At 59.8% G+C, this 7,996-nt stretch carries 7 protein-coding genes and 1 pseudogene; 1 reads left to right on the forward strand and 7 read right to left on the reverse strand.

What is annotated here, in order from left to right:
* From NKH49_RS34130 to queC, 4 genes and pseudogenes are all read right to left on the reverse strand, one after another.
* Window positions 1-181 (reverse strand): annotated as a pseudogene (locus tag NKH49_RS34130) (cation:dicarboxylate symporter family transporter); the annotation flags it as partial.
* Between the two features lie 381 nt (window positions 182-562).
* A complete protein-coding gene (queE, locus tag NKH49_RS34135) occupies window positions 563-1,297 on the reverse strand; it encodes a 7-carboxy-7-deazaguanine synthase QueE (RefSeq protein ID WP_352625298.1) in 735 nt (244 codons plus the stop codon).
* Complete coding sequence (gene queD, locus NKH49_RS34140; RefSeq protein WP_352625296.1) at window positions 1,294-1,650, reverse strand: 6-carboxytetrahydropterin synthase QueD; 357 nt, start codon at window positions 1,648-1,650, stop codon at window positions 1,294-1,296. The genes queE and queD overlap by 4 nt, the downstream gene beginning before the upstream one ends.
* Window positions 1,650-2,348 (reverse strand): 7-cyano-7-deazaguanine synthase QueC, encoded by a 699-nt coding sequence (queC, locus tag NKH49_RS34145; RefSeq protein ID WP_352625295.1) that lies wholly within the window; start codon window positions 2,346-2,348, stop codon window positions 1,650-1,652. The genes queD and queC overlap by 1 nt, the downstream gene beginning before the upstream one ends.
* 612 nt (window positions 2,349-2,960) lie before the next feature.
* On the opposite strand from queC, the gene NKH49_RS34150 reads away from it, so the two are divergent.
* Window positions 2,961-3,350 (forward strand): hypothetical protein, encoded by a 390-nt coding sequence (locus NKH49_RS34150; RefSeq protein ID WP_023679620.1) that lies wholly within the window; start codon window positions 2,961-2,963, stop codon window positions 3,348-3,350.
* 1,160 nt (window positions 3,351-4,510) lie between these two features.
* Here NKH49_RS34150 and NKH49_RS34155 read toward each other — a convergent pair.
* From NKH49_RS34155 to NKH49_RS34165, 3 genes are all read right to left on the reverse strand, one after another.
* A complete protein-coding gene (locus NKH49_RS34155) occupies window positions 4,511-4,771 on the reverse strand; it encodes a helix-turn-helix domain-containing protein (protein WP_352930049.1) in 261 nt (86 codons plus the stop codon).
* A gap of 717 nt (window positions 4,772-5,488) precedes the next feature.
* On the reverse strand, window positions 5,489-7,312 hold the full coding sequence (gene glmS / locus NKH49_RS34160; RefSeq protein WP_352642187.1) for a glutamine--fructose-6-phosphate transaminase (isomerizing): 1,824 nt from the start codon (window positions 7,310-7,312) through the stop codon (window positions 5,489-5,491).
* A gap of 168 nt (window positions 7,313-7,480) precedes the next feature.
* The coding region (locus tag NKH49_RS34165; RefSeq protein ID WP_352930046.1) for an IS66 family transposase at window positions 7,481-7,996 on the reverse strand (516 nt) is incomplete at its 5' end.

Consider the following 7,996-nt stretch of genomic DNA (forward strand, 5'->3'; position numbering starts at 1 on the left):
AGATGACAGGCGCGATGATCATCTTGACCAGCTTGATGAAGGCATCACCCAGCGGCTTCAGGCTCTCGCCGGTCCCCGGATAGAAATAGCCAATTGCGACGCCGAGGGCGATGGCGGCAAGCACCTGCGCGTAAGCTTGGCATAGAAGGGTTTGCGGGGCGCGGGGCCTGCGCTGCGGACTTGTGCAGCTGACACTGTTTCTTTCCCTGACCGGATCGAGGTGGGTTCCTCCCGCCCAGGCTTCTCCCGTCGCGGCGCTCCGGTCGAACGCTGCACCAACGCTGCCGCAAGCTCCGTGCCAAAACGCGGCGGCGCGAGAAACGCGCAGGACCTCTCACGCCGTGCTTGTGCGGATTTCTGCACTCGCCGCTGGCGCGTGCCCTTCATCGAAGGAAGGGCCGACCGTCGGGGATTGGAGGTCGCTCTGGGCGTTACACGCAGGCTGGCAGCCGCTGGAAGGCCGTCGACGCAAGCACTTTGCCTCAGGTGGCTGCGATCGGCATCCAGATGGTCGACATCTTGTTGTGGTTATGCCCAAGGCCGTCGCCCTAGCGGGCGCAGGCTAGACACCTCTCTTGTTACCCCAGAGCATTACGTGCAGCTGCGGCAGCACGCGGGCTTCGAACCACCTGTCGCGGGTCACCTTTTCAATCAGCCACTCCATGCGTTTCATTATTCCGTCAAGGTCGACAGGCGCGTCTTCATTTCGGGCGCGTGGCGGCGTGTGATTGCCGGGTTGCAGATAGATCGGAAGTCGCGGAAATCTCGCGGCGGCGTCTTTCGCGTAAGCGTAGTCACTATCGTCGAAAACAACGAGCTTGAGCACGATTTGCGGCTTCTCCTGCGCCGCTTCGATGCACGCCTCGACAGCGGCCCAATCGGTCCTCATTTCGCTTGACGGCGGCTTCGGGCTGAGGACCAGCACGTCAAGGTCGGCAAACCAGTCCCTGACCACGGAACCTTGGGTTTCCAGCGCAAAACGGTAACCTTCACCATGGCCTCGCTCGATGAGCGCACGAAACGGCTGAATGGCAGGATTGCCGCCTGACAGTGACACCATCACTGGCCGGCCACCGGAAAGCGCAACGACGGTTTGCCACACCGTGTCGATTGACATCATCTCCCATTCATGGCGGAATTGATTATCCACCGCATGGAGGCTGTCACACCAGGAACAGCGATAGTCACACCCGCCGGTTCTGATGAAGACAGTCGGCAAACCAATGAGCACGCCCTCGCCCTGGATCGTCGGCCCGAAAATCTCGCTGACGCGAATTGCCGGATGCGTATGGGTCATGGCCGGTACTCCGCCCAGGTTTTCGGCGTTTCGCTGACCCGCACGGCCGAGATCTCGGGCAGGCGTGCCTTGCACCATTCATAAAAATGTCTGGCCAGATATTCCGCCGTGACTTGCTCATGTCCCAGCACGTCGTTGAGATGTCGATGGTCGAAGCTCTCGTCGATGTAGCGTTTGAATGGCGCCAAATCGTGATAGTCGCGCACGAAGCCGTTGTCGTTCAGTCCACTCGCTGAAAGCTCCACTTCAACGATGTAGTTATGCCCGTGCAGGCGCGCGCATTGGTGATCGGGTGGCAACGAGGTGAGCTGATGCGAGGCTGAGAAGTGGAATTCCTTGGTGATGCGGAACATTACGCGGTCCTCCTTCGCAGCGCATCGAGCCAGAAGTCGGAGTCCTCGTAGTCGGTGGGGTCCGGCTGCCCAGAGAGATGAAACGCCTCGCGCCGCTCGACGCAGGTCCCGCACCTCCCGCAGTGACGCTCGGCGCCCTTGTAGCAGGACCAGGTCTGCGCAAATGGCGTGCCGTATGCTGCTCCATTCCTAACAATGTCCGCCTTCGTGAGATTCACATAGGGTGCATAAATGCGAATTTTCGCGTAGCCGTCGAGCGCGTGGTCCTGCATCATCTGGAAAGCATCGATGAAGGCCGGACGGCAGTCGGGATAAATGAAATGATCCCCACCATGCACGGCCGTCGCCACCGCGTCAGCGTCGTGCGCTGCGGCGAAGCCGAAGGCAATGGCCAACATGATGGCGTTCCGGTTCGGCACCACCGTAACCTTCATCGTGTCTTCGGCGTAGTGGCCGTCCGGCACGTCCACATGATCGGTCAGCGCGGAGCCGGAAAGGCCGCCGCCGATCTCGTGGATGTCGATGATGCGGTGCGGGACGCTCAGTCGCTCCGCACAAAGGGCGGCGAAGCCCAATTCCTTCCTATGCCGTTGGCCGTAATCGAAAGATAAGAGGCCGGCGAGTTCGTGCTCCGCTGCCACCTTGTGAGCAAGGGTGACGGAGTCCAATCCGCCGGAGCAGACGACGAGAGTCTTCATTGTTGGGTCCTTGTTTTAACCGGGTAGGCTGCGACCGGAGATTTCTCTGCGCTCCCAGTACTTCAGGAAATCCATTTTGTGAAGTGAACGGGGGACGAGTTTCATGCGCTGACGTGCCGCTGTGTGCAAGGCGCCCTCGCGGTGAGCCTGCAAGGAACACGGACTAGCGAAACGTCACGCTTCAGCGGAATGCTCAAAGGCGAGCGCACCGGAATATGCTCTGCAGGAGGTCCGGACCTTCGTAAACAAAGTTCTCGACGATCAAGCGCCCGGCGGTCCCGAGCTTCGAGGGACGCCACCGCGAGGCTTTCAGGTACAAGACGGCCTGAGGATGGGCTTGCCGCAAGAGAACGGACTTACCAGTGGGATGTTCAGCGACGCCGATGCAGATGTCTGGAATGATCACGACATCAATTGTCGCGGCAACTTTGGCTGGCCTGCTCCTCGGGTTCCGTAGATCCAGCGCATTCCGCTTCAGGATCCGTTCGAACCGGAGCACGCCCTCGGTCAATGGACTGACCGGCAAACTCTGAATGATCGGTCGTGAGCCGACATCTGTGAACAAGCGGTGTGGTCGATTGCTATCACCCATGTGTTGCGCGCAGGTATCTTATGGCAGTGGATGAACTGGATTTGATGGTTTTACGGCTGGCGGTCGAAAGCGTCCGCTCGCTCTCCTTAAGCTTCGCTGAAAAGGCCGCCGAGGTAGCCACCAGGAGCCGCGGCATCCTGCTTTTCGACGTGCGGGTCGACGGTGACGCGGAGGTCCAGCGGGTCGCAGCCATCCGATATCAGGGCGACCAGATCGGCGTGCTGGCGTTGGACAGACAGGGTCTTGTTACCCACCAGTGCATCGTCAACGGTACGTTCTCACATTTCACTACGCCCCTGGAGAACTGGCACAGCATGCCCCTGTCCATGCAGGCCAAGATCGATGCCAACGGCCATGCCAGTCTCTTCCTAGGGGCCTTGCGAAATGCCGGACATTTGCTGGGCAGCTAGCATTTGGCTACAATGCATCTGTGAATTTTTGCATGCGCATCGCTGCCGCGGCGGTCGCGGCAAAGCGATCGCCGCGATGATGGCGATCAACGCGCGGGCGTTGCATCGATGCGCGATCGTTTAGACAGAGGTCTCCGCCTGGCATCGAGCAACATGCACGGAGGACGCAAAGCGCAAATGCATCAAGTATTTGAAGGGACGAGCCCCTCGCGCAAATGGAGCTTGCGCTGCCGTTGTCATTCCATCGTGCCGCCGAACTCGGGGGCGTGACGATCGACCACGACGGCCTATTTTTTTGCAAAGCCGAATGTCCCGATTCCGAAGCCACGAAAAAACTCCGATCACAGCGAAGAATAGTAACAACACGGGCGACGCAAGCCGCCTTGCCGTAGCAGGGGAGGTGCTTGCGGTGCTCTCACCGACACGAGATCGCAAATGGCACATGGGTGAGCACCAGAACTGGCGACACCCATGGTGATCGGCTTGACTCGCTGGAGGAAGCACAAGGCTCGGCGGGCAGAGGCGCAAGCGACGGTCGGACACTGGCTGGCTGCTCGGGATCTGATCGAGGCGTAGTCGGACAAGGAAGCGTAGTGCCCTACCTCGATGTTCCTAGAAGCGCGCCGGCAGCCTGGCGGGGGGGCTTGGGGTTAGACTGCCGGCGCACGCCACTCATGAAGAGCGGCCCCTTTTTGCTGTTCCGACACCCATAGTCAACCCGGCAGCGTCTGGATGCCCGCTGTGCTCTTTTCAGAGCGGCGCGCGATGCCGGCCATGTCGGCCGATCCTGCCTAGTCTAGGATGGGGGGCCACTCTCGTCGGCCGAGTTGATGCTCCAGCCAGTATCGCCTTGCCGACCAGCATGAGTTCGCTGTTAGCAATCGATCGTCGCGAGCCGATGCTATCGTGCACGTGTCGCAGCACTCCGGGCGGCTATATCGCTAAGACAGCATGAAGAAGCGTTCCAACTTCCTGTTCGGCGAGCCCTCTTCCTGTTCGGCGAGCCCGTGTGCAGTTCCTGACTCGGACAGTGGACGAGAATTCTCTTGGCGGTACTGCGCCAGAAGGCATTCGCGTCCAACGGAATCAAGCGACGACTATCAGCCGCAAACGTCACATCACAAGAGCGGTCTTCCACCCATTGCAGATTATCCGACTGATCAGGCGGCGTCCGATATGTCCGACTCTGCCTCAAGAATTCCCACAGGTATGGACAGCGATCTCGCTATCCGATTCCGATAGCCCTTATTGTACTTTAGACCCCGCTCGATGTTTTGGATTTCCTGAGCGGCAAGCCCGCACGCGACCGCGAGGTCCTCGATTGAATACCCAAGGTGCTCACGATAAGCGCGGATGATGTGGGTCCCCTGCGACATAGCCTTCAAGACTGGCTCGGGAATGCGCGAATCCTTCATAAACATCTCCAAGAAGATGGGAGCGCCTGACAAATCGGGAGATTTCCTCCCCGACCCTGGCGCACACCCAGCAAATCAAAAAAATGGACGTCCATTCGGCCGGACCGGCCTCATCCATGGAATGGGCCACTTGAAATTGGCAGCCGGGTCGGAATATGGCGGCTCACCTGCTTCTGATCAAGTTCTAAGAACCTGCCCGCCATGAGATGGCCTGATCGGCTGTAGCGCATTCGACCTGCGATCCTACACGACTCATTCTCCCCGATGGCTTTCTTGAACAGCAACTCGAACTCTCACTGACGCCTCCAGTGGCTATTCGCGGGACCGTCCACCCAGCCTCGCGGCCGCTGATACCTTTGACCAATTTCCACCGCCGATGCAGCGAAAGACGGCGCTTGTGCTTGAATCACACATCGATCACCGGTGTTAACCAAATTTTTTAAGCCGCCGATGCTTGTTCGGAGACCGAAAGGATAGGGCGCCCGAGGAAACAGCCGAAAGGGCCGCGCGCTTTTGTGCTGACGTCGGCTTGAGCAAGCTCGATCCGGCTGCTCTGTGCAATCGCCCGACCGGCCGAAAAAAGGATGGCGATTGTAATGATGCGGCGACCGCGAGTTTCCCAAATTGCAGCAAACAATGGTCATCTGGTTCATCCGGGCTTCGGATCCAGACAGGGGGTAGCGCTTTCGATGGACGAGCATCGCCACCTATAAAGGTTCGCAATCATTCGACCGTGACCGATTTTGCGAGATTGCGCGGCTGGTCTACATCTGTGCCCATGAAGAGCGCCGTGTGGTAGGCAAGAAGCTGTATCGGCAGCGAGAAGATCATCGGCGCGATAATCTCGTCGACAGCCGGGAGCACAAGCGTGTGCATAGTGTCGAGTTTCGATGCGGCTGCCCCTTTTTCATCGGTGATGAGGATAATCCGCCCTCCACGGGCAGCCACTTCCTGCATGTTGGAGACGGTCTTGTCGAAAAAGCGATCATGGGGCGCGATGACGATCACTGGCATGTTGTCGTCTATCAATGCGATAGGACCGTGCTTCAATTCACCCGCCGCATAGCCCTCGGCATGGATGTAGGAAATCTCCTTGAGCTTCAGCGCACCTTCCATCGCTAGCGGGAAACTGGTGCCACGGCCGAGATACAGGACGTCACGACACTTTGACAGTTCGCGCGACAGGAATTCAATCTCCGGCTGGATGCTGTTGAGTACCTGGCCCATGACGCGCGGCACTTCGGCGAGGCTCCTGACGAGCGCCTGCAGCTCATCTTCGGTTACGGTCCCGCGGGCTCTGGCGGCGCCGATGGCGAGTGCGGCTAGAACGGCAAGCTGGCAGGTAAACGCCTTGGTGGAGGCGACGCCGATCTCCGGTCCGGCAAGGATCGGGAAGACCGCATCGGCCTCCCGAGCGATGGTCGATTCGCAGGCATTGACGATAGCGCCAATTTTCAGCCCACGCTCCTTGCAGTACCTCAACGATGCGAGCGTATCGGCGGTTTCCCCGGACTGCGAAATGAAAAGAGCCGCCGACTGCGGCGACAACGGGATCTCGCGGTAACGGAATTCGGACGCAACGTCGATTTCAACCGTCAGGCGCGCATAGCGCTCGAACCAGTATTTTCCGATCAGTCCGGCGAGATAGGCGGTCCCGCAGGCCGAGATCGCCAAGCTCGGGATCCTGGCGAAATCGATGCCAGAAACCATGTCGGCGCGATTCTCTATGATGTTGCTATAGTGACGGAGAGCATGGGCGATGACTTCGGGCTGCTCGTAGATTTCCTTCTCCATGAAGTGGCGATGGTTGCCCTTGTTGGCCAGATCGGCCGCGGCCGTGGAGGTATGGCGCGGACGCTCGACGGGATGGCCGTCGAAATCGAAGATATGGGCGCCCGAATTGCCGACAATGGCCCAGTCGCCCTCGATGAGATAGGTAATTTCATTGGTGAAGGGAGCAAGCGCGATCGCGTCGGAGCCCAGGAACATCTCGCCGTCGCCGTGACCGATCGCCAGCGGTGGTCCGTTGCGCGCCGCCATGATGGTCGACGGATCATCTTCAAAGAGGACAGCAAGCGCATAGGCGCCCCTGAGGCGTTTCAGCATGGCACGCATCGCGTCTTGCCGCCTCATGCCGTCCCGGCGGTGTCTTGCCAAGAGATGCGCGACGACCTCGGTGTCGGTGTCGGTCTGGAACTCGGCGCCAGCCGCCGCCAATTCGTCCTTCAGCTCGATGAAATTCTCGATGATGCCGTTATGGACGACGGCGACACCGTCGGTAAAGTGCGGGTGTGCATTGTGTTCCGTCGAGGCCCCATGGGTTGCCCAACGCGTGTGGCCGATGCCGATGTTGCCGCTCAGCGGCTCTTCCTTCAGTCTCCTCTCGAGATTGACGAGCTTGCCCTCGGCGCGCCGGCGGTGCAAGGCACCTTCGGTGATCGTCGCAACGCCGGCGGAATCATAGCCGCGATATTCCAAACGCTTCAATGCGTCGACTAACCGATCCGACACCGGCTGTTGCCCAACGATGCCAACAATCCCGCACATGTTCGTCTCCCCATTCTTGCCGGCAGCTTCAGCCCACGCGAGACGGATACCCATCCGGCCGCGTTCATTGGGAACCTTGTAGTAGTATTCGGTAATATTGGTACAATTGATTGTAGGGATAACTATCATCCACCCCATGGATGAGTGTAAGCGGGTAGCTGATGCCGTTCAGCGGTGGTAGTTCCAAGGCATGAGCGCCTCGATAGCGCTGTTTGGCCAGCCATTGGCGATGCGCTCGAGGGTCTGGGTGAGCCAGGCGTGCGGATCGACCTGGTTCATCTTGGCGGTGGTCAGCAGCGTGGCGATGGTGGCCCATGTCCGTCCGCCGCCGTCGCTGCCAGCGAAGAGGCTGTTCTTTCGGGTAATTGTCTGTGGCCTGATGGCGCGCTCGACGGTGTTGGAGTCGATTTCGATGCGGCCGTCGGTGAGGAAGCGCTCCAGCGCGGCACGCCGGCCGAGCGCATAGCGGATCGCCTCGGCGGGCTTCGATTTTCCCGACAGCTTCGGCAGCTCCTTTTCCCACAGCGCAAAGAGAGCGGCAACGACGGCGGCGGATTTCTCCTGACGCGCAGTTATCCGTACTGCCGGGTCCTGGCCGCGTACGGCCTCCTCGGCGGCCCACAGTGGGGCCATCTGCGCCACCGTCTGCGAGGCGATAACGGAGGAGCCTGCGGCATGCAGTTC

The sequence above is a fragment of the Mesorhizobium sp. M1088 genome (assembly GCF_040318575.1).
Taxonomy (GTDB): Bacteria; Pseudomonadota; Alphaproteobacteria; order Rhizobiales; family Rhizobiaceae; genus Mesorhizobium.

Coding starts and splice junctions, on each gene's coding strand:
- queE (WP_352625298.1), bottom strand. CDS start 1,297: ATGACCCATACGCATCCGGCAATTCGCGTCAGCGAGATTTTCGGGCCG.
- queD (WP_352625296.1), bottom strand. CDS start 1,650: ATGTTCCGCATCACCAAGGAATTCCACTTCTCAGCCTCGCATCAGCTC.
- queC (WP_352625295.1), bottom strand. CDS start 2,348: ATGAAGACTCTCGTCGTCTGCTCCGGCGGATTGGACTCCGTCACCCTT.
- NKH49_RS34150 (WP_023679620.1), top strand. CDS start 2,961: ATGGCAGTGGATGAACTGGATTTGATGGTTTTACGGCTGGCGGTCGAA.
- NKH49_RS34155 (WP_352930049.1), bottom strand. CDS start 4,771: ATGTTTATGAAGGATTCGCGCATTCCCGAGCCAGTCTTGAAGGCTATG.
- glmS (WP_352642187.1), bottom strand. CDS start 7,312: ATGTGCGGGATTGTTGGCATCGTTGGGCAACAGCCGGTGTCGGATCGG.